At 71.8% G+C, this 25,643-nt stretch carries 25 protein-coding genes; 7 read left to right on the top strand and 18 right to left on the bottom strand.

The genetic code is table 11. From position 1 onward, the window contains the following. Positions 1–10: 10 nt before the first annotated feature. Entirely contained in the window at positions 11–1,261 is a 1,251-nt protein-coding gene (gene alr / locus ABZ951_RS12970) for an alanine racemase (protein WP_344098142.1), read from the bottom strand. A 128-nt stretch (positions 1,262–1,389) separates the two neighbouring features. Between alr and ABZ951_RS12965 the strand changes: the two genes are divergently transcribed. The 3 genes from ABZ951_RS12965 to ABZ951_RS12955 are packed head-to-tail and all read left to right on the top strand — an operon-like array spanning position 1,390 to position 3,527. Further along, on the top strand, positions 1,390–2,844 hold the full coding sequence (locus ABZ951_RS12965; protein ID WP_361279816.1) for an NAD(P)H-hydrate dehydratase: 1,455 nt from the start codon (positions 1,390–1,392) through the stop codon (positions 2,842–2,844). A gap of 51 nt (positions 2,845–2,895) precedes the next feature. Next, on the top strand, positions 2,896–3,150 hold the full coding sequence (locus tag ABZ951_RS12960) for a hypothetical protein (protein WP_344090775.1): 255 nt from the start codon (positions 2,896–2,898) through the stop codon (positions 3,148–3,150). Then, positions 3,147–3,527, top strand: coding sequence for a hypothetical protein (locus ABZ951_RS12955; RefSeq protein WP_344090772.1), 381 nt, complete (start codon positions 3,147–3,149; stop codon positions 3,525–3,527). Before ABZ951_RS12960 ends, ABZ951_RS12955 begins: the two co-directional genes overlap by 4 nt. 41 nt (positions 3,528–3,568) lie before the next feature. On the opposite strand, the gene ABZ951_RS12950 is transcribed toward ABZ951_RS12955, so the two are convergent. The 4 genes from ABZ951_RS12950 to ABZ951_RS12935 all read right to left on the bottom strand — a co-directional run bounded on the left by ABZ951_RS12950 (position 3,569) and on the right by ABZ951_RS12935 (position 8,874). Next, the gene (locus ABZ951_RS12950; protein ID WP_344090770.1) at positions 3,569–6,178 is read right to left on the bottom strand and encodes an NACHT domain-containing protein; all 2,610 of its coding nucleotides are present in this window, start codon (positions 6,176–6,178) and stop codon (positions 3,569–3,571) included. A 139-nt stretch (positions 6,179–6,317) separates the two neighbouring features. Continuing rightward, the gene (locus ABZ951_RS12945; protein ID WP_344090768.1) at positions 6,318–6,686 is read right to left on the bottom strand and encodes a holo-ACP synthase; all 369 of its coding nucleotides are present in this window, start codon (positions 6,684–6,686) and stop codon (positions 6,318–6,320) included. Continuing rightward, positions 6,683–8,530 carry a glutamine--fructose-6-phosphate transaminase (isomerizing) gene (glmS, locus tag ABZ951_RS12940; RefSeq protein ID WP_344090766.1) on the bottom strand — a complete coding sequence of 616 codons (1,848 nt, stop codon included), beginning with the start codon at positions 8,528–8,530 and terminating at the stop codon, positions 6,683–6,685. The genes ABZ951_RS12945 and glmS overlap by 4 nt, the downstream gene beginning before the upstream one ends. 47 nt (positions 8,531–8,577) lie before the next feature. Further along, positions 8,578–8,874 carry a hypothetical protein gene (locus tag ABZ951_RS12935; RefSeq protein ID WP_344090764.1) on the bottom strand — a complete coding sequence of 99 codons (297 nt, stop codon included), beginning with the start codon at positions 8,872–8,874 and terminating at the stop codon, positions 8,578–8,580. Between the two features lie 183 nt (positions 8,875–9,057). Here ABZ951_RS12935 and coaA point away from each other — a divergent pair, with 183 nt between their 5' ends. Beyond that, a complete protein-coding gene (gene coaA, locus ABZ951_RS12930; protein ID WP_344090761.1) occupies positions 9,058–10,053 on the top strand; it encodes a type I pantothenate kinase in 996 nt (331 codons plus the stop codon). A 46-nt stretch (positions 10,054–10,099) separates the two neighbouring features. Beyond that, the gene (locus ABZ951_RS12925) at positions 10,100–11,029 is read left to right on the top strand and encodes a DUF389 domain-containing protein (protein ID WP_344090785.1); all 930 of its coding nucleotides are present in this window, start codon (positions 10,100–10,102) and stop codon (positions 11,027–11,029) included. Between the two features lie 137 nt (positions 11,030–11,166). Here the strand turns inward: ABZ951_RS12925 and glmM are convergent, their stop codons facing one another. The 4 genes from glmM to ABZ951_RS12905 all read right to left on the bottom strand — a co-directional run bounded on the left by glmM (position 11,167) and on the right by ABZ951_RS12905 (position 15,642). Further along, positions 11,167–12,525: a phosphoglucosamine mutase gene (gene glmM / locus ABZ951_RS12920; protein ID WP_344090758.1), complete on the bottom strand. Its 1,359-nt coding sequence runs from the start codon at positions 12,523–12,525 to the stop codon at positions 11,167–11,169. 188 nt (positions 12,526–12,713) lie between these two features. Further along, a complete protein-coding gene (gene rpsI / locus ABZ951_RS12915) occupies positions 12,714–13,226 on the bottom strand; it encodes a 30S ribosomal protein S9 (RefSeq protein ID WP_344090755.1) in 513 nt (170 codons plus the stop codon). Positions 13,227–13,269: 43 nt separating this feature from the next. Continuing rightward, on the bottom strand, positions 13,270–13,716 hold the full coding sequence (rplM, locus tag ABZ951_RS12910; RefSeq protein WP_344090753.1) for a 50S ribosomal protein L13: 447 nt from the start codon (positions 13,714–13,716) through the stop codon (positions 13,270–13,272). A 306-nt stretch (positions 13,717–14,022) separates the two neighbouring features. Next, positions 14,023–15,642 (bottom strand): ATP-binding cassette domain-containing protein, encoded by a 1,620-nt coding sequence (locus ABZ951_RS12905; RefSeq protein WP_344090751.1) that lies wholly within the window; start codon positions 15,640–15,642, stop codon positions 14,023–14,025. Between the two features lie 56 nt (positions 15,643–15,698). Between ABZ951_RS12905 and ABZ951_RS12900 the strand changes: the two genes are divergently transcribed. Next, positions 15,699–16,643, top strand: coding sequence for a hypothetical protein (locus tag ABZ951_RS12900; RefSeq protein ID WP_344090748.1), 945 nt, complete (start codon positions 15,699–15,701; stop codon positions 16,641–16,643). 19 nt (positions 16,644–16,662) lie between these two features. Here the strand turns inward: ABZ951_RS12900 and ABZ951_RS12895 are convergent, their stop codons facing one another. After that, on the bottom strand, positions 16,663–17,472 hold the full coding sequence (locus ABZ951_RS12895; protein WP_344090745.1) for a hypothetical protein: 810 nt from the start codon (positions 17,470–17,472) through the stop codon (positions 16,663–16,665). A gap of 418 nt (positions 17,473–17,890) precedes the next feature. On the opposite strand from ABZ951_RS12895, the gene ABZ951_RS12890 reads away from it, so the two are divergent. Further along, complete coding sequence (locus tag ABZ951_RS12890; protein ID WP_344090743.1) at positions 17,891–20,029, top strand: glycosyltransferase; 2,139 nt, start codon at positions 17,891–17,893, stop codon at positions 20,027–20,029. 83 nt (positions 20,030–20,112) lie between these two features. Here the strand turns inward: ABZ951_RS12890 and truA are convergent, their stop codons facing one another. From truA to map, 8 genes are all read right to left on the bottom strand, one after another. After that, a complete protein-coding gene (gene truA / locus ABZ951_RS12885; protein ID WP_344090740.1) occupies positions 20,113–20,964 on the bottom strand; it encodes a tRNA pseudouridine(38-40) synthase TruA in 852 nt (283 codons plus the stop codon). A gap of 100 nt (positions 20,965–21,064) precedes the next feature. Beyond that, the gene (gene rplQ / locus ABZ951_RS12880) at positions 21,065–21,529 is read right to left on the bottom strand and encodes a 50S ribosomal protein L17 (protein ID WP_344090738.1); all 465 of its coding nucleotides are present in this window, start codon (positions 21,527–21,529) and stop codon (positions 21,065–21,067) included. Between the two features lie 169 nt (positions 21,530–21,698). Further along, positions 21,699–22,721, bottom strand: a complete 1,023-nt coding sequence (locus ABZ951_RS12875) for a DNA-directed RNA polymerase subunit alpha (protein ID WP_004946635.1) — start codon at positions 22,719–22,721, stop codon at positions 21,699–21,701. A gap of 140 nt (positions 22,722–22,861) precedes the next feature. Continuing rightward, on the bottom strand, positions 22,862–23,266 hold the full coding sequence (gene rpsK, locus ABZ951_RS12870) for a 30S ribosomal protein S11 (protein WP_003956432.1): 405 nt from the start codon (positions 23,264–23,266) through the stop codon (positions 22,862–22,864). Positions 23,267–23,334: 68 nt separating this feature from the next. Next, positions 23,335–23,715: a 30S ribosomal protein S13 gene (gene rpsM / locus ABZ951_RS12865; protein WP_344090736.1), complete on the bottom strand. Its 381-nt coding sequence runs from the start codon at positions 23,713–23,715 to the stop codon at positions 23,335–23,337. Between the two features lie 176 nt (positions 23,716–23,891). After that, positions 23,892–24,005, bottom strand: a complete 114-nt coding sequence (rpmJ, locus tag ABZ951_RS12860; RefSeq protein ID WP_003956441.1) for a 50S ribosomal protein L36 — start codon at positions 24,003–24,005, stop codon at positions 23,892–23,894. 61 nt (positions 24,006–24,066) lie between these two features. Continuing rightward, positions 24,067–24,288 (bottom strand): translation initiation factor IF-1, encoded by a 222-nt coding sequence (gene infA, locus ABZ951_RS12855; RefSeq protein WP_003956442.1) that lies wholly within the window; start codon positions 24,286–24,288, stop codon positions 24,067–24,069. Between the two features lie 336 nt (positions 24,289–24,624). Next, positions 24,625–25,461 (bottom strand): type I methionyl aminopeptidase, encoded by an 837-nt coding sequence (gene map, locus ABZ951_RS12850; protein ID WP_344090734.1) that lies wholly within the window; start codon positions 25,459–25,461, stop codon positions 24,625–24,627. Positions 25,462–25,643 lie beyond the last annotated feature (182 nt).

The raw sequence follows: 25,643 nt of genomic DNA, 5'->3' as shown, positions 1-25,643 counted from the left end.
CCCCCGTGTCCTAGCTCTCCTGCCCGACCACGTTCACATCGTCCACGTCGTTCACGTTCACATCGTCCACGTTCGCGTGCACATCTGCGTGCGTGTGCCCGGCCGCGTTCCGGTCCATGTCCGGCTCTTCACCGACATAGACGCGCGGAACGCGGTTCGAGATGCGCGTGACGACCTCGTAGGCGATGGTTCCCGTGGCCCGGGCCCAGTCCTCGGCCGTCGGCTCGCCCCGGTCGCCCGGGCCGAACAGCACCGCCTCGTCACCCACCTCGGCGGTGTCGCCGCCCAGGTCGACCACGAACTGGTCCATGGCCACCCGGCCCGCGGCCGTCCGCCACTTGCCGCCGATCAGCACCGGGCCGGTGCCGGAGGCGGCCCGCGGGATCCCGTCCGCGTACCCGAGGGGAACCAGAGCGAGAGTAGTGGCCCCGGGGGTGACGTAGTGATGCCCGTATGAGACACCGTGCCCGGCCGGTACCCGCTTGACCAAGGCCAGGGACGCCGAGAGGGTCATGACCGGCCTGAGGCCGAAGTCCTGGGGGGTGCCGATCTCCGGGCTCGGAGAGACGCCGTAGATCGCGATCCCGGTCCGGACGAGGTCGAAACGGGCCTCGGGGAGGGTCAGGGTCGCCGGGGAATTGGCTATGTGCCGCACCTCGGGAGCGATGCCCCGGCTCTCGGCGTACGCCACGGCCTCCCGGAAGACGGCGAGCTGCGCCTGGATGGAGGGGTGGCCGGGCTCGTCCGCGCAGGCGAAGTGCGACCACAGGCCGGTGACGCGGATCAGGCCCGCGTCCTCGGCGGCCCGGGCGGCCGCGATCAATTCCGGCCAATCGGCGGGCTGGCAGCCGTTGCGCCCCAGACCGGTGTCGACCTTCAGCTGGACGCGGGCGGGCCGCCCGGCCGCGCGCACGGCCGGCAGGAGCTCGTCGAGGGCCCACACGCCGCTCACGGAGACGTCGACATCGGCCTCGACGGCCTCCTGCCAGGGGCCGCCGGGCGTCCACAGCCAGCACATCATCCGGCCCGTGTCGCCCGCCGCGCGCAGCGCGAGCGCCTCCTGCGGAGTGGCCGTGCCGATCCACTCCGCACCGGCCTGGCGCGCCGCGCGGGCACAGGGCACCGCCCCGTGGCCGTACGCGTCCGCCTTGACCACGGCCATCAGCTGAGCCTGGGGCGCGCGGGCCTTCAGGGTGCGCACATTGGCCCGCAGGGCGGCCAGGTCGACCTGGGCACGGGCGCGCATCGGTGTCTCGTTCATCCCCGTCAGTGTCTCAGGACGCCGGGGCAGGAGGTGAGGGGCAGCGAGCAATCCCCCATATTTCCGGACAAGCAGGGGTGTCCGATTCGGCGGGGCGCGGGAGCGGGCCGAAGGTCACACTGGGGGGCATGAGGACCGCCCACCGCGTCGAGACCGTCCGGGCCGCCGAGCGCACGCTCATGGCCGAACTCCCCCACGGCGCCCTGATGCAGCGCGCCGCCGCCGGGCTCGCCGCCGCCTGCGCCGGCCTGCTGGGACGCACGTACGGGGCCCGGGTGGTCCTGCTCGTCGGCAGCGGCGACAACGGCGGCGACGCCCTGTACGCGGGCGCCCGGCTCGCCCGGCGCGGCGCCGGGGTGCGCGCGGTGCTCCTCGCCCCCGACCGGACCCACGCGGGCGGCCTGGCCGCGCTGCGGGCCGCGGGCGGGACCGTCGCCTCGCCGGAGGCCGCCGACCAGGCCGTCCGCCGCGCCGACCTCGTCCTGGACGGGATCGTCGGCATCGGCGGCAAGGGCGGGCTCCGCCCGGACGCGGACGCGCTGGTACGGGCCGCCGCGGCCGGGCGGGCGCTGATCGTCGCCGTCGACCTGCCGAGCGGCGTCGACGCGGACACCGGCGAGGTCCGGGGCTCGGCCGTACGGGCCGACGCGACGGTCACCTTCGGCGCGTACAAGCCGGGGCTGCTCATCGACCCGGCGCGCGAGCACGCGGGCGCCCTGCGCCTGGTCGACATCGGCCTGCGGCTCCCGGCCCGGCCGGACGCCGAGGCCCTCCAGCACGCCGACGTGGCCGCGCTGCTGCCGCGCCCGGGGGCCGAGAGCGACAAGTACCGGCGCGGTGTCGTCGGCGTCGTCGCGGGTTCGGCCCGCTACCCCGGCGCGGCGGTCCTGGCCGTGGCGGGCGCGCTGCACGGCGGCGCGGGGGCGGTGCGGTACGTCGGCCCGGCGGCGGAGGCCGTGCTCGCCCGCTTCCCCGAGACGCTCGTCTCGGCGGGCCCCCCGTCGAAGGCCGGCCGCGTCCAGGCGTGGGTCATCGGCCCCGGCGCCGGCGACGACCCGGACGCGCCGAAGGCTCTGGCCGACGTCCTGGCCTCCGACGTGCCGGTTCTGGTGGACGCCGACGGCCTGCGGCTGCTGTCGGCGGAGCAGATCCGGTCCCGGGAGGCGGAAACGGTCCTCACCCCGCACGCCGGGGAGGCCGCCGTCCTGCTGGGCCTGACCCGCGAGCGCGTGGAGTCGGCGCGCCTGCACGCGGCCCGGACGCTGGCGGAGCGCTACGGGGTGACCGCCCTCCTCAAGGGCTCGACGACGGTGGTGGCCTCGGGCTCCGCGCCCGTCCGGGTGAACCCGACGGGCACGCCGTGGCTGGCGACGGCCGGCAGCGGCGACGTCCTGTCGGGCCTGACGGGCGCCCTGCTGGCGTCGGGCCTGCGCGGCCTCGACGCGGCGTCGGTGGCCGCCTACCTCCACGGCCTGGCGGCCCGCTCCCTGGGCACGGCGCCCCTGACGGCGTCGGGGGTGGCGGAGGCGGTGCGGGGGGTGTGGCGGGAGGTGGTGGGTGAGGTACGCCCGATCGGGGGATGACGGGTACGGGTGCGTACCCGTACCCTGACGGGACGACCGGAAGGACCGAGCATGGCTGACGCCAACATCCGCATCTCCACCGACGCCCGCGATCGCCTCGCAGAGGTAGCCGCGGCAGAAGGTCTGTCGCTGCGCGCCTACCTTGCCCGCCTGGCCGAACAGGCCCTCACCCCGACCGAACGGGCCGAACGGGCCGAACGGGCCCGACAGCTGCTGTACGAGTGGAACGGCTACAACCCCACCGCGGACGAAGAGGCGCGACTGGACGCCGAGCTGGACCGGCGCCTCGCCGAGGCCATGCGGTGAGCGATCAGATCCATGTCCTGCTCGACGAGACGGCCATGGTCGCCGCCGGGCAGGGCAACTTCGTCGTCTCCCGACTCATTCACCGTGCACATGCCGAAGCAGGCTGGTACGTGTACGTCACAACCTGTGCCCTGGTGGAAGCGGACCGGGCCCGACCCGGCGCCGCCGAGCACCTCGTCTCCATGCCCGGCATCACCGTTCTCGACCTGGACCTGCCCGCCGCCCTGGCCGTCGCCCGCGACGACAGCTGGGCTGTCGCGCACACCCGGTACGCGGCGGAGCCGATGCCTGAACGACCGGATGGGGCGTTCATCGCCACGGCCGCGCCCAAGCGCTGGGAAAACCACCCCGTACGGCTGCTCGACATCAATCCATGACCATGCGCGTGCCACTCACGGTCCGGAACGAGTGAGCGGCACTACTTCTGGCGGGGCCCGGGAAGCCTCACCAGGAAGTCAGTCAGGTTCTGGGTGGTGGCGTCCAAGCCCCGGTACTGCACCAGCCGGCTCCCGCCCAGCTTCCTGAGCATCCGCTCGTGCTCCCTTGACTTCGCCACGAAGCGCAGCTCCCCCTCCCCCTCATCCGCGTACGGCAGCCTCCCGATCACCGCCTCCGCGTACTGCTCCGTGTCGAAACGGTCCCACGCCCACGCGAGCTGGGCCCGGACCCGGAGGGAGCGGTGGGTCGCGTAGCGGGACAGCAGGGGGATCGCGTGGTCGTCCGCCACCGTCGTCGCCGCCACGACCACCGCGTGCGCCACCTCCTCCTCCAGCCCCTCGGGCCCCGGCAGCAGATCCAGCACCACGCGGCCCGCCGCCGCCAGTTCCTTCGCCGACTCGGGATCCCGCGGCGGGACCAGTTCCGCCGCGGCCTTCTCCACCCGGGTCCGAATCTCCGGGTCGACCTCCGTGGCGTGTTCGAGGCAGGCCGCGGCCAGCAGGTGCAGCCGGTGCCGGGCGGGCTCCTCCCGGTCCCCCCGCTCCAGCAGCAGGTGCAGCAGCTCCGCCCGGGCGCGCGGCGCCGCGTGCCCGACCGCCATCCGCAGGACGTCCTCCCACTGGGTGTCGTGCGCGTGCTCGACCAGGACGTCGAAGTCCCAGTCGTCCACGGCGGCCTGGGCGCCCAGGTAGTCCTGGAAAGTACGGTGAATGAAGTCCAGCGTGCCGCTCGTCGGCTGGCGCAGCAGGCCGCTGCGCAGTACCAGATGGCGCAGGATGTCCTCCGCGCTGCCGCGTGCCGCGACGGCCGGCATCGCGGGCAGCGCCCGTTCCAGGATCTCCACGGCCTTGTGCCAGGCGATCTCGTGGCGGCCGTTGCGGATCAGCCAGTAGGCGATCTTCCGCAGCAGCGCGGTCTGCGCCTGTTCCAGCTCCGGGCTCTCCAGGCCGACGGCGATGTCGCGCTCGCGGTCCCGGCGGACGAGGAGGAGCTCCAGCGCGGCGCGGTAGAGCTCCATCCGGCCGTGCGGCAGGTAGCCGCGCCGGGAGCGGTTGAGGGCGCAGATCAGCGCGCACATCAGGGGGTTGGTGGCCAGCCTCCCCAGGTCGCGCTTGGCGACGACCGCAGCGGCCAGGGCCTCCCCCATCTCGCGCAGTTGCGCGTTCCGCTGTGCTCCGGCGGCCGTGTGCCAGCGGTCGATGAAGGCCAGGACGTCCCCGCGGCCCATCGGCAGCAGTTCCAGCTCCGTGAACCCGGCGTCCGCGAGCCAGCCCTCCCGTACGGCGGAGGGGCGCGTCGTCAGCACGTACCGCGCGTCGGGGTAGGCGGCCAGCAGGTCCTTGATCCAGCTCAGGGTGCGGCGACGGTCGGCCTCGGGGACCTCGTCCACCCCGTCGACGAGCAGCAGGACCGTTCCCTCGGCGAGCCGGCGCGTCGCCCACCCCTGTGCCGCGGGCAGCCCGGCCAGCGGTGCGGCGGCGGTGGCGAGGAACTCCTCGGGCCGGGGCAGCTCGCCCCGGCGGATCAGGGTCCGCAGGGGCAGGAGCAGCGGCATGCAGCCGCTCAAGTGCCCGAGCCCGGGCGGCAGGTCACCGCGCGCGGTGATCGTGGCGAGCCACTGCAGCAGCGTCGTCTTCCCGGAACCCGCGGCCCCGCGCAGCAGCACCCGCCGCCGCCCGGACAGCGCCTCCTCCGCCCGCCGCGGCGCCGGACCGGGCCGGGAACCCGCCTCCGCCGCCCCGAAGCCCTCCGCGGCCACGGCCCGGTCGGGGTCCGTGTCCGTCAGCTCCAGGCTGAGATAGGCGGCGTCGAGGGGCCAGCTCTCCCCCTCGCTGTCGGAGAGGGTGAGCCCGATGATCGTCAGCTCACCGGCCTTCCCCACGACGTAGTCCCGCAGCCTCCCCTCGAACGCCTCGATCTCCAGCTCCCGGTGGGAGGTCAGCGACCGCGACTCCGGCTTGTGCCCGGCCAGGAGGCACTCCTTGAGGAACTGGAAGTCCGACCAGAGCGTCGCCGAGGGCGTCACCGTCAGCCGCCCGTGCCCCCAGCCGGCCGGGTCCGCGCACACCACCCCGGCGAGCAGCCCGTCGACGAAGACCGCGGCGCCGGACATCCCCGCCCACGGCGAGCCGCCGCCGTCGGGCGGCTCCGGCGCGCGGTGTTCGCTGTCGAGGACGTGCCGGCCGCTGAGCATGCTGCTGCCCGGCTTGAAGGTGCCCACGACCTGCTCGGTGTCGAGCTCCTCCTCGGCGTCCCGCTGGACCTGCGGAAAACCGACGGCCTGGGCCCCCGGCCACGCCCTCAGGTCGTAGGAGCGGCCCCAGACCAGCGGTTCGAAGGCGGCCGCCGCCTCTTCGGGGACGAGATCCCGCTCGGCGGTCAGCAGCGCGGCGTCACAGCGGCGGCTGTCGTCCCGCGCCCACGCGAGGCGGCAGCGCACCGGCCCGGCGCCGCCCGGCACGATCACCCGGGGCGTCTCGCAGTCGCCGACGACGTGTGCGGCGGTCAGGACGAGCCGCGGCGTGAGGAGGTAGCCGCTGCCCTGGCGCCGCCCGAAGACGGCCGCGATCCGTTCCCTCGCCGGATGCATGCCTCGTCCCCCGCCCCGTCCCTCGCCGAACAGCCGAACAGCCGATCCGACGATACGGGAGGGAAGTTGGAGCGGCGTGGGGAAAGGCGACATGCGCGGTTCGGGCCCGGTCGGAGCGGTACATCCCGGGCCGGTCCCGCTATCCCTCGGCGATCACCACCGCCGACGCCACCCCCGCGTCGTGGCTCAGCGAGACGTGCCAGGACCGCACCCCCAGCAGCTCCGCCCGCGCCGCCACCGTGCCCGAGACGACCAGCCGGGGCTGCCCGCTGTCCTCCGTCACGACCTCGGCGTCGGTCCAGAGCAGGCCCGCCGGGGCGCCCAGGGCCTTCGCCAGGGCCTCCTTGGCCGCGAAGCGGGCCGCGAGCGAGGCCGTGCCCCGCCGCTCGCCGCTGGGCAGGTACAGCTCCCGCTCGACGAACAGCCGCTCGGCCATGCCCGGCGTGCGGCGCATCGAGACGCCGAAGCGGTCGATCTCGGCGACGTCGATCCCCACTCCGATGATCATTCGACGGTCACCGACTTGGCGAGGTTGCGCGGCTGGTCGACCTCGTTGCCGCGCGCGGTCGCCAGCTCGCAGGCGAAGACCTGGAGCGGCACCGTGGCGACGAGGGGCTGGAGCAGCACCGGGGTCGGCGGGATCTCGATGAGGTGGTCGGCGTACGGGCGGACGGCCGTATCGCCCCGCTCGGCGATGACGATGGTGCGCGCCCCCCGCGCCCGGATCTCCTGGATATTGGAGACGATCTTGTCGTGGAGCACCGACCGGCCGCGCGGCGAGGGGACGACGACGACCACCGGCAGGTCCTCCTCGATCAGCGCGATCGGCCCGTGCTTGAGCTCCCCGGCCGCGAACCCCTCGGCGTGCATGTAGGCGAGCTCCTTGAGCTTCAGCGCGCCCTCCAGGGCCACGGGGTAGCCCACGTGGCGGCCGAGGAAGAGGACGGTGTTCTTGCCGGCCAGGGACCGGGCCAGCTCGCGCACCGGCTCCATGGTCTCCAGTACCTCGTCCACCTGGGTCGCGATCTCCGACAGCTCGTGGATCACCGACACGATCTCGTCGCCCCACTTGGTGCCGCGCACCTGGCCCAGGTACAGGGCGACCAGGTAGCAGGCCACGAGCTGGGTCAGGAACGCCTTCGTCGAGGCGACCGCGACCTCCGGGCCCGCGTGCGTGTACAGCACGGCGTCCGACTCGCGCGGGATCGTCGACCCGTTGGTGTTGCAGATCGCCAGGACCCGGGCGCCCTGCTCGCGCGCGTGCCGCAGCGCCATCAGGGTGTCCATCGTCTCGCCCGACTGGCTGATGGCGATCACCAGCGTCCGCTGGTCGAGGATCGGGTCGCGGTAGCGGAACTCGCTGGCCAGCTCCGTCTCGCACGGGATCCGCGTCCAGTGCTCGATGGCGTACTTGGCGATCATTCCCGCGTGGTAGGCCGTGCCGCAGGCCACGATGACGACCTTGTCGACCTCGCGCAGCACGGAGGCCGGGATGCGGACCTCGTCCAGGGAGAGCGAACCCGCCGCGTCGATGCGGCCCAGCAGGGTGTCGGCGACCGCCTTCGGCTGCTCGGCGATCTCCTTCAGCATGAAGTAGTCGTAGCCGCCCTTCTCGGCGGCCGAGGCGTCCCAGTCGACGTGGTAGGCGCGGACCTCCGCGGGGGCGCCGTCGAAGTCGGTGACGGTCACGCCCTCCCGGCGCAGCTCCACGACCTGGTCCTGGCCCAGCTCGATCGCCTCGCGGGTGTGGGCGATGAAGGCGGCCACGTCGGAGGCGAGGAAGCACTCGTTGTCGCCGACGCCGACGACCAGCGGGGAGTTGCGGCGGGCGCCGACGACGACGTCCGGCTCGTCCGCGTGGACGGCGACGAGCGTGAACGCGCCCTCCAGCCGCCGGCACACCTGCCGCATCGACTCGGCGAGGTCGCCGCAGGAGGAGAACGCCTCCGCGAGCAGGTGGGCGACGACCTCGGTGTCGGTGTCGGAGCCCAGGACGTGGCCGCGCTCGGCGAGCTCGGCGCGCAGGGCGGCGAAGTTCTCGATGATGCCGTTGTGGACGACGGCGACGCGCCCGGCGTTGTCGAGGTGCGGGTGGGCGTTGGCGTCCGTGGGGCCGCCGTGGGTGGCCCACCGGGTGTGGCCGATGCCGGTCGGGCCGGACGGCAGGGGCCGGTCGGCCAGCTCCTTCTCCAGATTGGCGAGCTTGCCCGCCTTTCTGGCGGCCGCCAGGCCGCCGTCGGCCAGCACCGCGACCCCGGCCGAGTCATAGCCGCGGTACTCCAGCCGCCGCAGCCCTGCCAATACGACGTCGAGGGCGCACTGCCCTCCCACATAGCCAACGATTCCGCACATGCGGAGCAGCGTACGGCCCGGGCGGCCCCGCGGGTGGCCCCAACGGCTCAACGCCCGCGTTCGATCCGGTCGATGGCCTCCTGGAGGAGTTCGAGGTACTCCACCTCCTCGCAGCGCGGCTTGCTGCCCAGCTCATAGCGGTCGAGGCAGTCGGCGAGGTCCTGGCCCAGGTCCTCCTCGGGCAGTTCGGCCGCCAGCTCGCCGCACACCCGCGCGGCGAAGTCGTCCGGGGCGCGGCGGCGGACGCGGGGGCGGTGCGGGCGGTGCGCGGCCCGGGCGGCGGGGCGGGGGTCACGGCAGACGATCCGGCGGGCGGCGGCCCGTACGAGCAGCAGAGCGAACACGGCATCCCTAGCGTGGTCGGGGCGCGGAGGCTGGGACGCTAGTACTGACCGGCCAGTAGGTACAGGCTCGCTGCCGAACTTCACCGTCCGGTGCCGCACGAGCCACCCGAACCGCACAAGAACACCCGTACCGAGCACCCCCCGGAAGTGAACGCCGGGCCTCACCCGCGCACAATGGGCGACGTGCCGACCACCACAGAGCACCCGCAGCAACGCCGCCGCGCCGACTCGTCGCCCTACGTGGACCTGACGCGCGCCGAGTGGAGCGCCCTGCGGGAGAACACCCCGCTGCCCCTGACAGCGGAAGAGGTCGAGCGCCTGCGCGGGCTCGGCGACGTCATCGACCTCGACGAGGTCCGGGACGTCTACCTGCCGCTGTCCCGGCTGCTCAATCTCTACGTCGAGGCCACGAGCCGGCTGCGCGGCACCCTCAACACCTTCCTGGGCGAGGCGGGCGACCGCGGGCACGGCTCACAGCCCGGCACCCCCTTCGTCATAGGGGTCGCGGGCAGTGTCGCGGTGGGCAAGTCGACCACCGCCCGGCTGCTCCAGGCGCTGCTGGCCCGCTGGCCCGAGCACCCCCGCGTCGAACTGGTGACCACGGACGGCTTCCTGCTCCCCAACGACGAGCTGCACCGCCGCGGCCTGATGTCGCGGAAAGGTTTCCCCGAGTCCTACGACCGGCGCGCCCTGACCCGTTTCGTCGCCGACGTGAAGGCCGGCAAGGACGAGGTCACCGCGCCCGTCTACTCCCACCTCATCTACGACATCGTGCCCGGCGAACGGCTGACCGTGCACCGCCCGGACATCCTCATCATCGAGGGCCTCAACGTCCTCCAGCCGGCCCTCCCCGGCAAGGACGGGCGCACCCGCGTCGGGCTCGCCGACTTCTTCGACTTCAGCGTCTACGTCGACGCGCGCTCGGAGGACATCGAGCGCTGGTACTACGAGCGCTTCAAGAAGCTGCGCCTGACGGCCTTTCAGGACCCGGACTCCTACTTCCGCCGGTACACCCAGGTCTCCGAGGAGGAGGCCCTGGAGTACGCCCACCGGAACTGGCGCACCATCAACAAGCCCAATCTGCTGGAGAACGTGGCACCCACCCGCGGCCGCTCCAACCTCATCCTGCGCAAGGGCCCGGACCACAAGGTCCAGCGGCTCTCCCTGCGCAAGCTCTGACCCGCCCGGCACGCCCGGCCCGACAGGACGGACCCACCAGGTGCCCCTGCTGCATCTGCGGATGATCACTCCCGCCGACCGCACCGACGAGATCGTCGCCCTCGTGGAGCAGAGCGTCGGCACCACCCATCTGGCCGTACTCACCGGGGCCGCCCGCGACCCGCGGGGCGACGTCGTGCTGTGCGACGTGGCACGGGAGGCCGCCGACGAGCTGCTGGAGCGGCTGCGCGCGACCGGCCTGCCGGAGTGGGGCGCGATCTCGGCCGAGAACGTCGGCCTGACGCTCTCCCGCAGCGCCGACCGGGCGGAGCGGGACGCGCCGGGCGAGGGCGCGGACGCGATCGTCTGGGAGTCGCTCGTCGAGGAGACGCACGAGGAGTCGACGCTCACCGTCACCTTCCTGGCGTTCCTGACCGTCGCCACGATGCTCGCCGCCTGCGGCGTGATGATCGACAGCGCGATCCTGATCGTGGGCGCCATGGCGGTGGGCCCGGAGTTCGGCCCGCTGGCCGGGCTGTGCACGGCCATGGTGCGCCGGGCGCCGCGGCTGGCGTGGCGCTCGCTGATCGCGCTGCTCGTGGGCTTCCCCGCGGCGATGCTGCTGACCGGCGGCTTCAGCGTGCTGATGGACGCGCTGGGGCTCTTCGACGAGGCCAGGTTCCTCGGCGACCGCCCGCAGACCGCGTTCATCTGGCAGCCGGACGCCTTCTCCTTCGTGGTGGCGTTCCTGGCCGGAATCGCCGGCATTCTCTCTTTGACCTCGGCGAAGTCCGGGGCACTGATCGGGGTGGCGATCTCGGTGACGACCGTGCCGGCCGCGGCGAACGCGGCCGTCGCCCTGTCGTACGGGAACTGGTCCGAGACCCGCGGCTCGGCGGTGCAGCTGGCGCTGAACCTGCTGGGGATCATCGCGGCGGGGACGCTGACGCTCCTCGCCCAGAAGTGGTCCTGGGCGCGACAGCGGCGAGCCGTCTGACTGCGGCGCGTCGTTGCCGCCTGCGGCGGCGAGCGCCCTGCGGGCGCGTCCTCAAATGCCGGACGGGCTTTCAGCCCGTCCGGCATTTGAGACACCGCCGCGCAGCGGTGGTGCACCCACCTCCCGCCGGAAAGGCCTTAGCCGAGCGTCGACTTCACGACGTCGGCCAGCCGCTGCGCCACCGCGCGCGCCTGCTCGATGTCCGCGGCCTCGACCATGACGCGCACCAGCGGCTCCGTGCCGGAGGAGCGCAGCAGCACCCGGCCGGTGGAGCCCAGCTCGTCGGAGGCGTGGGCGACGGCCGCGGCGAGCTCCGGCGAGGAGTTCACCCGGCTCTTGTCGACATCGCGGACGTTGATCAGGACCTGCGGCAGCCGCTCCATGACCCCGGCGAGATCCGCGAGGGTGCGGCCGGTGGCGGCGACGCGCGCGGCCAGCATCAGGCCGGTCAGGGTGCCGTCGCCGGTGGTGGCGTGGTCGAGGACGATGACGTGCCCGGACTGCTCGCCGCCCAGGGCGTAGCCGTGGGCCTTCATCTCCTCCAGCACGTAGCGGTCGCCGACCGCCGTCTGGATGAAGTCGACACCCTCGCGCTCCATGGCCAGCTTGAAGCCCAGGTTGGACATCACGGTGGCGACGACGGTGTTCTTGCGCAGCGAGCCCGCCTCGCGCATGGCGAGGGCCAGGACGGCGAGGATCTGGTCGCCGTCGACCTCCTCGCCCTTGGCGTCCACGGCCAGGCAGCGGTCGGCGTCGCCGTCGTGGGCGACGCCCAGGTCGGCGCTGTGCTCGACGACGGCGGCGCGCAGCTTGTCCAGGTGGGTGGAGCCGCACTCGTGGTTGATGTTGAGGCCGTCGGGCTCGGTGCCGATGGTGATGACCTCGGCGCCGGCGCGCGCGAACGCCTCGGGGGAGACCCGGGCGGCGGCACCGTGGGCGCCGTCGATGACGACCTTGAGGCCGTCGAGACGGTTGGGCAGCACACCGATCAGGTGGGCGACGTAGTTGTCGAAGCCCTGGTCGTAGTCGCGGACCCGGCCGACGCCGGCGCCGGTGGGCCGGTCCCAGGGCTCACCGGAGGCGTGGGCGCGGTAGGTGCGCTCGATGCGGTCCTCCAGCTCGTCGGCGAGCTTGTGGCCGCCGCGGGCGAAGAACTTGACACCGTTGTCCGGCATGGCGTTGTGGCTCGCGGAGAGCATCACGCCGAGGTCGGCGCCCAGAGCACCGGTCAGGTAGGCGACGGCCGGCGTCGGCAGGACGCCCACCCGCAGGACGTCGACGCCCGCGCTGGCCAGCCCGGCCACCACGGCGGCCTCCAGGAACTCCCCGGACGCACGCGGATCTCGGCCGACCACGGCCACGGGGCGGTGGCCCTCGAACGTGCCCGCCTCGGCGAGCACGTGCGCCGCGGCGACCGAGAGGCCGAGCGCGAGCTCAGCCGTCAGATCTGCGTTGGCAACGCCGCGCACACCGTCCGTACCGAAGAGTCGTCCCACTGGTGTCCTCCGAAAAAACGCGGGAGTAGGGGCCCGCGAGGCCCCCGCAGAGAAAGATGTCGAGTCCGGGACCGGAGCGTTGCATCCGGGTACATCCAGGTATACGCCCCGTGCCGTCGATAGCCGAACGCCCCGGCGGCACGGATCGTGCCGCCGGGGCGTTCGAGCAGGAGCAGCGAAGCGCGTGTTTAGCGCTTGCTGTACTGCGGAGCCTTGCGGGCCTTCTTGAGACCGGCCTTCTTGCGCTCGACCGCACGGTCGTCGCGGGAGAGGAAGCCGGCCTTCTTGAGCGCGCCGCGGTTGTTGTCCACGTCCGCCTCGTTCAGCGCACGGGCCACGCCGAGGCGCAGGGCGCCGGCCTGGCCGGACACGCCGCCACCCGCGATGCGGGCGATGACGTCGTAGCGGTCGTCGAGCTCGAGCACCTTGAAGGGCTCGTTGACTTCCTGCTGGTGCACCTTGTTGGGGAAGTAGTCCTCAAGGGTGCGACCGTTGATCTTCCACTTGCCGGTGCCCGGGACGATCCGGACGCGGGCGATGGCGTTCTTGCGACGGCCCAGGCCGGCGGCCGGCTGCGGGTCACCGAAGCGGGAGGCGAGGGACTCGGAGGTGTACTCCGACTCGACGACCTCGGTCTCGGTGGTGTACTCCTCGACGGCCTCGTCTTCGACGACGGGGGTCTCGGCGGTGGTCTCAGCCACGATTCTCCTCAGATACTTTCTGTCTGGTCGGCGGTGGCCGGGACTAGCCCTGCTTGACCTGGGTGATCTCGAACGGGACCGGCATCTGAGCGGCGTGCGGGTGCTCGCTGCCCGAGTACACCTTCAGCTTCGAGAGCATCTGGCGGCCGAGGGAGTTCTTGGGCACCATGCCCCGGATGGCCTTCTCGACGGCCTTCTCGGGGTTCTTGTCGAGCAGCTCGTCGTAACGGACGGAGCGCAGACCACCCGGGAAGCCGGAGTGGCGGTACGCCAGCTTCTGGGTCTTCTTGTTACCGGACAGGTGCACCTTGTCGGCGTTGATGATGATGACGAAGTCACCGGTGTCAACGTGCGGCGCGTACACAGGCTTGTGCTTGCCGCGGAGAAGGTTGGCGGCCTGAGAGGCCAGACGGCCCAGGACAACGTCCTGCGCGTCAATGATGTGCCACTGGCGCTGGACATCGCCGGGCTTGGGGCTGAACGTACGCACGGTCGTAGCCTTCGCTTCTTCAGAGTGGGGTCTCCCCAAGCCCACAAGGGCCGAGGGGACGGGTCCTGACAAGGCCACCTGGACGATCACGACAGCCTTGGCGACAAACGGGGACGCAACCCGCCTGCCAGCCGCTGGTCATCGGCCGGGTGGACAAGCGTAAGGGCCCCTCGCGTGAGAACGACCAAGCCAATACGCATAACGAACTCGTAGAGTACCCGTCCTGCACCGGCAGGGTCAAAAACATGGTCCCACCGGCTCCCGGGCGGGGCCACCCGGATGGCCCCGCGGGCGGGCCCGGCGGTATTACCGCGCCCGGTCCACCCGCGCCTCGTCCCACACCGGCTCCGGAACCTCCCGGACGAGCCCGTCCGCACCGAACACCACAAAACGATCGAACGAACGAGCGAACCAACGGTCGTGGGTGACGGCGAGCACCGTCCCCTCATACGCCTCCAGGCCCTCCTGCAGCGCCTCCGCACTCTCCAGGTCCAGGTTGTCCGTCGGCTCGTCCAGCAACAGCGCCGTCGTGCCGGCCAGCTCCAGGAGCAAGATCTGGAAGCGGGCCTGCTGACCGCCGGAGAGCTTCTCGAAGGGCTGGTCGCCCTGCTTCTCCAGCTCGTACCGGCGCAGCACGGACATCGCCCCGCCGCGGTCCTTGGCGTGCTCGGTCCACAGGATGTCGACGAGGGTGCGGCCCAGCAGCTCGGGGTGGGCGTGGGTCTGCGCGAAGTGGCCGGCCACGACCCGGGCGCCCAGCTTCCACCGGCCCGTGTGGGCCACGTCCCCGCCGGCGAGCAGCCGCAGGAAGTGGGACTTGCCGGAGCCGTTCGAGCCCAGGACGGCGACCCGCTCGCCGTAGAAGACCTCCAGGTCGAACGGTTTCATCAGGCCCGTCAGCTCCAGGCCCTCGCAGGTCACGGCGCGGACACCGGTCCGCCCGCCGCGCAGCCGCATCCGGATGTCCTGCTCGCGGGGCGGCTCCGGGGGCGGGCCGGCCTCCTCGAACTTCCGCAGCCGGGTCTGCGCGGCCGCGTACCGGGAGGCCAGCTCATGGCTGATGGACGCGGCCTGGCGGAGGCTGAGCACCAGCTTCTTCAGCTGGGCGTGCTTCTCGTCCCAGCGGCGGCGCAGCTCCTCGAAGCGCGCGAAGCGCTCCTTGCGGGCCTCGTGGTACGTGGCGAAGCCGCCGCCGTGCACCCACACGTCCGACCCGGCCGGGCCCGGCTCGACGCTGATGATCTTCTCGGCTGAGCGGGCCAGCAGCTCGCGGTCGTGGGAGACGAACAGCACCGTCTTCTTCGTCTCGCGCAGTTTCTGTTCCAGCCAGCGCTTGCCGGGGACGTCGAGGTAGTTGTCCGGCTCGTCCAGGAGCAGCACCTCGTCCGTGCCGCGCAGCAGCGACTCCAGGACGAGCCGCTTCTGCTCACCGCCGGAGAGGGTGCGCACCTGGCGCCACTGGGCCTGCTCGTAGGGGACGCCGAGGGCGGCCATCGTGCACATGTCCCAGGTGGTCTCGGCCTCGTACCCGCGCACCTCCGCCCAGTCGGAGAGGGCCTGGGCGTAAGCCATCTGCGCGGCCTCGTCGTCCCGCGTCATGATCGCGTGCTCGGCCTCGTCCACGGCCGCCGCGGCCTGCCGGATGCTCGGCCCGGCGACGGAGACCAGCAGGTCACGGACGGTGCGGTCGTCCCGCACGGAGCCGACGAACTGCGGCATCACCCCGAGCCCGCCGGTGACGGTGACCGAGCCGCCGTGCGGCTGGAGCTCACCAGCGAGCAGCCGCAGCAGTGTCGTCTTCCCCGCGCCGTTGGCGCCGACGAGCGCGACCGCGGCCCCCTCGCCGACCCGGAAGGAGACATCGCCGAGCAGAACCCGGCCGTCCGGCAGGTAGTACTCCAGGTGTCCCGCTTCCACATGTCCCATGGGGGGATTCTCTCCGTCGGAGGGGGCTGCGACCAACCCGGTTTACGATGCACGCCATGAGCTTTGGGCAGGGAGGGCCGCACGGGGCCCCGGGGGATCCGCACCAGCCGATACCGCAGTGGGGGCCCCCACCGCCGCAGGCACCGCCGCCACAGGGGCCGCCGGCGCCGCCCCCGCCGTGGGGCGCGGTGCCGCCCGCGCCGCAGACGCCGGACTGGGCCGCGCTCGCCGACGACAGCGCCCAGCGCGGCCGGCGCCGCAAGCGGCTGCTGTTCGCCGGCGGCGGCGTCGTGGCCGCCGGGGTGATCGCCGCGCTCGTGGCGGTGACCGTCGCCGGCTCGCACAAGAGCGAGCAGGCGTCCGGCCCGGCCCCCGCGAAGGTCCCCGGCGCCTCCAAGACCCCGGAGCCCTCGTTCTCCCAGGTCGCCCCGCCTCCGCCGCCCAACCCGCGGGACTTCATCGCGAGCGCGGATAAGGACAAGGCACCGCTGAGCACCAAGACGCTCTTCCCGCACACCAAGCCGGTGCTCGACAAGCGCAAGTACCAGCGCGCCGCGACGGCCACCACCGAGAAGTGCGCCACCGCCGCGCAGGGCGAGCTCGGCTCCGTCCTCACCGGCAACGGCTGTCGCAAGGTCCTGCGCGCCACCTACGTGCGCGACGGGGTCGCCGTCACCGTCGGCGTCGCCGTCTTCGACACCAAGGCCGCGGCGGACAAGGCCAAGGAGCAGTCCGCGGGCAACATCGAATCCCTCTCCGGCGACGACGTCGCGTCCTTCTGCCGGTCCACGGCCTGCCGGCTGACCAGCAACGCGGAGGGCCGCTACGCGTACTTCACCGTGGCGGGCTACACCAACGGCAAGGCCGTGACCTCGGAGGACAAGGACGCGCTGCAAGCCGGCCGGGACGTGGCGGGCTACACCTTCCGCCGCATCATGATCCGGGCGCAGCAGCAGGCGGACGCGTCGGTGGCGAAGCCGAGCCAGAAGAAACAGGCGTAGCCGACGGCCGCGGGGGCCGTCAGCCGACGCTGTCCCCGGCCTCGCCGCCCTCACCGGGCCCCGGGGTCGAAGGCGGCGGCGGCACCGTGGGGGCCTTCTTCTCCGCCCGCTCCACCTTCGCCACCTGCGCCCGCACCAGCTCCGGCGGGATCTCCACGCCGTCCGGGTCCGAGAGGCTCGTGGCGAAGAACATCGACAGCGTGGACCCGGAGCGCACGACCGTGATCAGGCTCGGGGCCCGGTCCGTCGCGTTCTCCAGGCGGTAGGCCACCGCGTCCTCCCCCAGCTCCGGCGCCGGGAGCGCGCGCACGGACTCGAACTTCTGCTGCTCGCCCTCGCCGGTGCGCATCCGGAAGCCGTGCGCACAGGCCCGGGCGGCCGACCGCAGGCCGTCGACCGTGGCGGACGCGCCGTCCCGCCCGTACGTCGAGACCCTGATCATGCCGAGCAGGCCCTCGAAGTGCTGGTCCTCCCGGGCCTTGGCGAAGGTGTTGACCACCGACGCGGCGGGCGCGGGGCTCGGCTGGGAGCCCAGGGCGTCCACCAGCGGCCGGCAGGGCTCGCTGTCGGTGCGGGGCCTGCCGCCGCCCGCGGCCAGCGCGGACGCCCGCTCGATCAGGAAGCCGGGCACCTCGCGGGGCCCCAGCTCCACGTGTCTGAGCTGGGCGGGGCTCAGCACCCGCACGGTCTCGCCCGAATCCTTGCCCTCGCCCCTGCCGCCGCCCGGACGCCCGGACCCACCGGACCCGGACGGGACGCCGCCGCCACTGCTGCACCCGGCCGCCAGCCCGAGGGCCACGACCGCGGAGACCGCCACCATCGCCTTCACGTGCCCACCCTCCCAGCGCCCCGGGGGTCCGGCCGTACGCCACGCCCGGTTGCACGGTTACCCTCTGGACGGCTGTCCGACGCGGCGGCCCGTCTGATCCTTCCGGGCGGCCCCCGGGCCCCGCCCGTCCGAACGGATGGGCTACGTTCGTCCGCGTGCTGCATTCGTCCCGGCGGCAACGGGCAGGCGCCCGCGGCCCGGCGGACGCCGGTCACCCTTGACTCCAGGGCTGTGACTCAGGCCACAATGTAGCCTTCGCAGGCAACCGAAATCCCTCCCAACGGTCTTAATCGACGGTTCGGACCGCACTCGACCACCCACGGCCGAGCGGTCCGCCTACAAGGGATGACCCGGACACCCAGGCCAGGGGGAAGGACGGACGCGGCGCCCGAGACGGACCGGCCGCGCACACACCGCCATGAAGATCTCTTTCCTTTTGCAGAACGCCTACGGCATCGGCGGCACGATCCGCTCCACGTTCAACGTCGCGAGCGCGCTCGCGACGCGCCATGACGTGGAGATCGTGTCGATCCACCGGACCGGTGGCACGCCCAAGCTCCCCCTGCACCGCAAGGTGAAGCTCGTCCACCTCATCGACACCCGCGCCGAGACCGGCGCCGACCGGGACAACGCCCTGCTCCAGCAGGACAGCGCGCTCGTCCCGCCCGTCGAGGCGAAGGGCGCGCACTTCAGCGCCCTCACCGACAAGCGCGTCGCCGAGCACCTCGCCCGCACCGACGCCGACGTCGTGATCGCCACCCGCCCCGGCCTGGTGATGTACCTCGCCGAGTACGGGCAGGACCGCTACCTGCGGATCGGCCAGGAGCACCGGATCTACGGCACCCACGAGCCGAACATCCGCGCCGCCCAGGACCTCGCGATCCCGCACCTGGACGCGCACACCTCCGTCTCCGACGCGGACGCCGCCACCCACCGCGAGCAGTTCCCCGGGATCAAGACCAAGCTGATCGCCCTGCCCAACGGCGTCCCGGCCTCCGAGGTCGAGCCCTCCGACGGCAGCGCCAAGCTCGTCGTCGCCGCGGGCCGCCTCATCCCGGTCAAGCGCTACGACCTGCTCGTCAAGGCGTGGGCCACGGTGGCCGCCACCCGCCCCGACTGGAAGCTGCGCATCTACGGCCGCGGCCCCCAGCAGGCGAAGCTGCGCGAGCAGATCGACACCCTCGGCCTCAACGACCACGTCACGCTCATGGGCGCCCACTCCCCCATCGAGACCGAGTGGGCCAAGGGCTCCATCGCCGCCGTGACCTCCCGCGAGGAGTCCTTCGGCATGACGATCGTGGAGGCCATGAACTGCGGCGTCCCGGTCGTCGCCACCGACTGCCCGCACGGCCCCGGCGAGATCATCAGCGACGGCAAGGACGGCCTCCTCGTGCCCGTCGGCGACGCCGACGGCATCGCCAAGGGCCTCCTCAAGCTCATCGAGGACGACGAGCTGCGGCGCGCCATGGGCCGGGCCGCCCGCGTCTCCGCCGAGCGCTACCACCCCGACGCCATCGCCCGCCGCTACGAGGAGCTCATCGCGAGCCTCGGCGGCGACACCGGCACCGGCACCGCCCCGGCCGCCGGAGCCGCAGCCGGCGCCGGCGACACGGTGGGTGAGCGCAAGCCCGCGCCCGTGCCGCTGTCGAAGATGCTGCGCCGCACCGCCGGCAAGATCCTCCGCCCGCTGCGCCGCTCCGTGGCCAAGCCCGCCACGCCCGCGGTGAAGGCGGTCATCAAGGACATCGTCCGCAAGCCGCTGCGCTGCACCGCCTCCTGCCGCGTCGACGCCGACGGCAACATCGTCGTCTCCGTCGACCGCAAGGGCCTCTCCGGCGAGAAGCTGTCCCTGACGGTCACCCGCCGCAAGGAGGGCAAGCCCGTCAGCGTGCCCCTCACGGCACCGGCCACCCCCAAGGGCCCGTGGACGGCGGTCCTCGACCGCCGTGAGCTGCGGCTCGGCGAGGGCCGCTGGGACCTGCACGTCGTCCGGGGCGACGACGGCGCCCGCCGCCGCGTGGTCTCGCACCTCGCCGAGGGCCGCGGCCTGGTGGAGCTGGAGCCGCTGCCCGGCGCGCCGTTCACCTGGTGGGTGCCCTACCCGACCGTCGACGGCTTCCTCGCCCTGCGCGCCTGGCACCGCACGGCACACGCCGAGGCCCGCGCGGTCCGGCAGAGCGACACCGCCCTGACCGTCGAAGGCACCCTGCACGGCACGGAGTTCACCTCCGACAGCAACCCGGTCGTGGTGTGCACGCCGCGCGTCGAAGCCGCCGAGAAGGTCACGGCGCAGGTCACCGTCGTGGACGCCACGTCCTTCAGCGTGACCCTGCCGTACGCCGAGCTGCGGGCCGCCCGCGCCGGTGACGAGAACACCGTCTGGGACGTGGCCCTGCGGCTGACCCCCGACGCCGAGCCGATCAAGGTCGCCCGGCTCATCGGTGACATCGTCGACCGGAACAAGACCGACCTCTACCCGAAGATCGACGGCATCAAGCCGTACTTCACGGTCAACAGCGATCTGGCCATCAACTGCCCGGCACCTGAGGCGGCTTGACGGAACATCAGCCGGAGGGCCGGTAGCCGCTGAGGTCAGCGGCTACCGGCCCTCCGGCGTTCCCGAGGCCCGCCGAACAGGCCCTAGCAGCACCCTGCCCCCGGCAACGTCCGCTTGTTGCGTGCCTCGATATTGCGCGCGGCCAGCTCGGAGTCGGCCGGGTAGCCGACCTCTTCGAGCGTCAGGCCGTGCGGCCGGACGACATGGACGGCCGAGTCGCGCACGCCGGCGGCGAGAACCTTGCCGGGCCAGTCCACCGGCCGGTGCCCGTCGCCGACGAACAGCAGCGCGCCCACCAGCGACCGCACCATGTTGTGGCAGAAGGCGTCGGCCCGCACGGTCGCGGTGACCACACCGGACGCGTCGCGCTCCCAACTCAGCTGCTGCAGCGTGCGGATGGTCGTCGCGCCTTCGCGCTTCTTGCAGTACGCGGCGAAGTCGTGCTCGCCGAGAAGCGGCCTGGACGCGGAGTTCATCGCCTCGACGTCCAACGGCCAGTCGTGCCACAGCACATGACCGCGCAAGAGCGGGTCGACACCGCCGATGTGGTCGGTGACCCGGTAGGCGTACCGCCGCCAGATCGCCGAGAACCGCGCGTTGAAACCGGCCGGCGCCTCCGCGACCTTCCACACTCGCACGTCGTGCGACAGCCGGCCGGCGAGCCGGCGCAGCAGCTTCTCCTCGTGCTCGGCCCACACCTCGGCCGGCAGATCGACGTGCGCGACCTGCCCGCGGGCGTGCACACCCGAGTCCGTACGGCCGGCGACCGTCAGCTCGACCGGCTCCTTCAGCCGCATCACCGTCGCCAGCGCCGACTCGATCTCGCCCTGGACCGTGCGCTGGGTGCGCTGCTTGGCCCAGCCCGAGAAGTCCTTGCCGTCGTACGACAGGTCCAGCCGCACCCGTACGAAGCCGGGCTCAACCTCGTCACTCACCGAGAATTCCTTCTTCTGTACAACACAGCCACGGAAAAAGCGGGACGGGCCCGCCCCCCGGTGAAAGGGAGCGGGCCCGTCCGTTCACGCATCAGATGCGTCAGGCGTCCTTGGACTCCTCGGCCGGAGCCTCGGCCGCGGCCTCGGACTCCTTGACCGCGCGCTTCGTGGCCGCCTCGGCCTCGGCGACGGTGGCCTTCTTCGCGATCTCGCGCTCGACGAGCTCGATCACGGCCATCGGGGCGTTGTCGCCACGACGGTTACCGATCTTCGTGATGCGGGTGTAGCCACCCGGACGCTCGGCGAAGCCCGGACCGATCTCGGTGAACAGCGTGTGCACGATGCTCTTGTCCGTGATGACCTGCAGCACCTGGCGACGGTTGTGGATGTCGCCCTTCTTCGCCTTGGTGATCAGACGCTCGGCGACGGGGCGCAGGCGACGGGCCTTGGCCTCGGTGGTGGTGATGCGGCCGTGCTCGAAGAGCGACTTGGCGAGGTTCGCCAGGAGCAGCTTCTCGTGCGCGGCGCTGCCGCCCAGACGGGCACCCTTTGCGGGACGCGGCATGGTGTTTCTCCTAGGTGTCTGCCCCGGCCGTATCAGGTACCGGAGTCAGTATCCGAGCAGGCGGCCGCCTGCCGGAAACCGCGCCCCCGAAGGGGCGCGGGGCGGAATCGATCTGCGGCTCCGCCGCGTGGGCGCGACGGGCCGAAACCGGTCCGCAGCCGAAGACCGATCAGTACTGCTCGGTCTCCACGAAACCCGCATCCGCGTCGTCGTCGGCGCCAAAGGCGTCCGCGGCGGCGGTGGGGTCGAATCCGGGCGGGCTGTCCTTGAGGGCCAGGCCCATGCCGGCCAGCTTCGCCTTGACCTCGTCGATCGACTTCGCACCGAAGTTGCGGATGTCGAGCAGGTCGGCCTCGGAGCGGGCGACGAGCTCACCCACGGAGTGGATGCCCTCACGCTTGAGGCAGTTGTACGAGCGGACCGTGAGCTCGAGCTCCTCGATCGGCAGCGCCAGGTCGGCGGCGAGGGCGGCGTCCGTGGGGGACGGGCCCATGTCGATGCCCTCGGCGTCGATGTTGAGCTCGCGGGCCAGACCGAACAGCTCGACCAGGGTCTTACCGGCGGACGCCATGGCGTCGCGCGGGCGCATGGCCTGCTTGGTCTCGACGTCGACGATCAGCTTGTCGAAGTCGGTGCGCTGCTCGACACGGGTCGCCTCGACCTTGTACGTGACCTTGAGCACCGGCGAGTAGATGGAGTCGACCGGGATACGGCCGATCTCCTGGCCCACCTGCTTGTTCTGGACGGCGGAGACGTAGCCGCGACCGCGCTCGACGGTCAGCTCCATCTCCAGCTTGCCCTTGGCGTTCAGGGTCGCGAGCACCAGGTCGGGGTTGTGGACCTCGACACCGGCCGGCGGGGCGATGTCAGCAGCGGTGACCAGGCCGGGGCCCTGCTTGCGCAGGTACATCACGACCGGCTCGTCGTGCTCCGAGGAGACGACCAGCTGCTTGATGTTCAGGATGAGGTCGGTGACGTCCTCCTTGACGCCCGGCACGGTGGTGAACTCGTGCAGGACACCGTCGATGCGGATGGACGTGACCGCCGCACCCGGGATCGAGGAGAGGAGCGTACGACGCAGGGAGTTGCCGAGGGTGTAGCCGAAGCCCGGCTCCAGCGGCTCGATCACGAACCGGGAGCGGAACTCGTCGACGACCTCTTCGGTCAGCGAGGGGCGCTGAGCGATCAGCATGAGATGTTGCCTTCCAGTCTTAGGCACCCACTATTTGATGCCTAGGTCAAGGGTACGGGCGGCACGGCCCGAAGGAGCCGTACCGCCCGTGTGCCGTTCAAGCGGCGCGAAGATGATCAGCGGGCCTCGCGGCCCCCGGATCAGACGCGGCGGCGCTTCGGCGGACGGCAGCCGTTGTGCGGGGTGGGGGTGACGTCCTGGATGGAGCCGACCTCGAGGCCGGTCGCCTGCAGCGAACGGATGGCGGTCTCACGACCGGAACCCGGACCCTTGACGAAGACGTCAACCTTGCGCATGCCGTGCTCCTGCGCGCGACGGGCGGCCGACTCGGCGGCCATCTGCGCGGCGAAGGGGGTGGACTTGCGCGAGCCCTTGAAGCCGACGTGACCGGCGGAGGCCCAGGAGATCACGTTGCCCGAGGGGTCCGTGATCGAGACGATGGTGTTGTTGAACGTGCTCTTGATGTGGGCGTGCCCGTGAGCGACGTTCTTCTTTTCCTTGCGGCGCACCTTCTTGGCGGCGCCCTGACGACCCTTGGGGGGCATGTCTTACTCCTGATGGAGGGAGGTGGTCGGTCCTACAGCGAAGACCGCTGATGAGCGTCCGCTGCGGACTACTTCTTGCCCGGCTTCTTCTTGCCGGCGATGGCGCGACGCGGGCCCTTGCGGGTACGAGCGTTCGTGCTGGTGCGCTGACCGTGGACCGGCAGGCCACGACGGTGACGCAGACCCTGGTAGCAGCCGATCTCGACCTTGCGGCGGATGTCGGCCTGGATCTCGCGACGGAGGTCACCCTCGGTCTTGAGGTTGGCGTCCACGTACTCGCGGATCTTGACCAGGTCCTCTTCGGGAAGGTCGCGAACGCGGGTGTTGGGGTTCACACCAGTGGCTTCGAGGGTCTTCTGCGACTGGGTGCGGCCGATACCGAAGACGTAGGTGAGTGCGACCTCCACGCGCTTGTCACGCGGGATGTCAACACCGGAAACGCGTGCCATTCAATGGCTCCAGATGTTCTCGGGGGTCTGACGCAGAGCCGGTCCCGGCCGCCGTACGAGGTACGTTCCGGGTCCCCGGCCCCCGCCGGAGGTGTCGCCAGCCATGGCTGGACGGGCTCTGCGTATGTACGTTTTTGCTCGCGTCGCGCGAAGAACTGCGAAATGCAGGTTCTGCGTCAGCCCTGGCGCTGCTTGTGGCGCAGGTTGTCGCAGATGACCATGACCCGACCGTGGCGGCGGATCACCTTGCACTTGTCGCAGATCTTCTTGACGCTCGGCTTGACCTTCATGGGATGTCAGGTTCTCCGGGTCAGTGCCGTCGCCCCACGAAAACGGGGGCTCCGACAAGATCTACTTGTAGCGGTAGACGATCCGGCCACGCGTCAGGTCGTAGGGAGAAAGCTCCACCACAACCCGGTCATCGGGGAGGATGCGGATGTAGTGCATCCGCATCTTGCCGCTGATGTGCGCGAGGACCTTGTGACCGTTCTGGAGCTCCACCTTGAACATTGCGTTCGGCAGAGACTCGATCACGGTGCCCTCGATCTCGATGGCACCTTGCTTCTTGGCCACGCTTCGCCTTTCGAATCGGCTACCTTGATCGACTCTCGAATACGCACACCGTACGAACGCAGGCATGCAGATACACGAGAGCCGACGCGTCAGTCTACGCCAGGGCAACCCGAAAGACTAATCCAGGGGTGACTGCCCAGCCGCGGAGATCGTTACGCCGACGGCAGTCACTCCCCCGGCTTCCGCTGGGAGTGCCCCTAGGGGTGCTCCCGGACGGGCTGGTATCGGCTGAGCTCAGCCAAAACAGCCCGTCTGGGGGCACCTCCCAGCGGTAGCTGGGGGAGTTTGAGGACACCGCCGCGCAGCGGTGGTGCAGCCACGACCCGCCGGGACGGGCTACGCCAGCGGGTCCGGCGCCGCCGTCACCCCGTACTCCGCCAGCTTGGCGCGCCCGCCGTCCACCGCCGTCAGGACGAGCGGCCCCTGCTCCGTCAGGGCGACGGAGTGCTCCCAGTGGGAGGACCAGGTCTTGTCGTCCGTGAGGACCGTCCAGTCGTCCGCCAGAACGTGCGTGCGGGCCGTGCCGAGGCTCACCATCGGCTCGATCGCGATGCAGAAGCCCGGGACCAGCTTGGGGCCCTTGCCGCGCTTGCGGGAGACGTAGTTCAGCAGGTGCGGGTCCATGTGCATCTCGGAGCCGATGCCGTGCCCGCCGTAGTCCTCGATGATCCCGTACTTCCCCGAGGCCGGGCGCGGCTGGCGGCGGATGTAGCCCTCGATGGCCTTGGAGATGTCGACCAGGCGGTTGCCGTTCTTCACCGCCGCGATGCCGGCCCACATCGACTCCTCGGTCACGCGCGACAGCTCGATCAGCTCCGGAGCGTGACCGGTGCCGACGAAGGCCGTGAAGGCCGCGTCACCGTGCCAGCCGTCCACGATGGCGCCGGCGTCGATGGAGATGATGTCGCCGTCCTTCAGGACGGTCTTCGTGTCGGGGATGCCGTGGACCACGACCTCGTTCACCGAGGTGCAGATGGTGGCCGGGAAGCCCCCGTAGCCCAGGAAGTTCGACTTCGCGCCGTGCTCGGCCAGCACCTTGCGGGCGACCTCGTCGAGGTCCTTGGTCGTGGCACCGGGCACGGCCGCCTCCCGGGTGGCCGCGTGGATGGCGGCGACGACCAGCCCCGCCTCGCGCATCTTCGCGATCTGGTCCGGGGTCTTGATCTCGACCATGGGGGGTGCCTCTCTCGGCTGTTCGACCGGCTTCGTACATCCGCCCCGGCGAAGAGCCGGAGCGTCCGGGCGCCCGCGAGGGCACCCGGAACAACATACGACCAACCGGACATGCGGCTCCAGCCGCTCCAGTTGTGGAACCCCCCTGGCCATAGCTGCACCGCCCCCAACGTGCCTCGATG

Source organism: Streptomyces sp. NPDC046215 (assembly GCF_040646215.1).
GTDB lineage: Bacteria > Actinomycetota > Actinomycetes > Streptomycetales > Streptomycetaceae > Streptomyces > Streptomyces stramineus.
This window is presented reverse-complemented; position numbering and strand designations above follow the sequence as displayed.